The 560-nt window shown below is 61.4% G+C and carries 1 protein-coding gene; it reads right to left on the minus strand.

Annotation, left to right across the window (positions count from 1 at the left end):
• On the minus strand, positions 1 to 560 hold a 560-nt coding region (locus AC1D1X_RS25325; RefSeq protein WP_477699639.1), incomplete at both ends, for a HAMP domain-containing protein.

Below are 560 nucleotides of genomic sequence, written 5' to 3' on the forward strand. Positions count from 1 at the left end.
GAAAGGTCACCGGCCGCCACGGCCGTCGTCACCTCGGCAATGTTGCGCACCTGCGCCGTCAGGTTGGAGCCCATGGAGTTGACCGAATCGGTCAAATCTTTCCACGTACCGGCCACGCCCTGCACATCGGCCTGCCCGCCCAGCTTGCCTTCGGTACCCACCTCGCGCGCCACACGCGTCACCTCCGAGGCAAACGATCGCAACTGATCCACCATGGTGTTGATGGTGTTCTTGAGCTCSAGRATYTCGCCCTTCACGTCCACCGTGATCTTCTTCGAAAGGTCACCGGCCGCCACGGCSGTCGTCACCTCGGCAATGTTGCGCACCTGKSCSGTCAGGTTGGAGCCCATGGAGTTGACCGAATCGGTCAAGTCCTTCCAGGTRCCGGCAACRCCCTGCACGTCGGCCTGSCCGCCCAGYTTGCCYTCRGTRCCCACCTCGCGYGCSACYCGSGTTACYTCAGAAGCAAAWGACSRCARCTGRTCCACCATGGTGTTGATGGTGTTCTTGAGCTCGAGGATTTCGCCCTTCACGTCCACCGTGATCTTCTTCGAAAGGTC

It is taken from the genome of Polaromonas sp. P1_G4 (genome assembly GCF_056405475.1).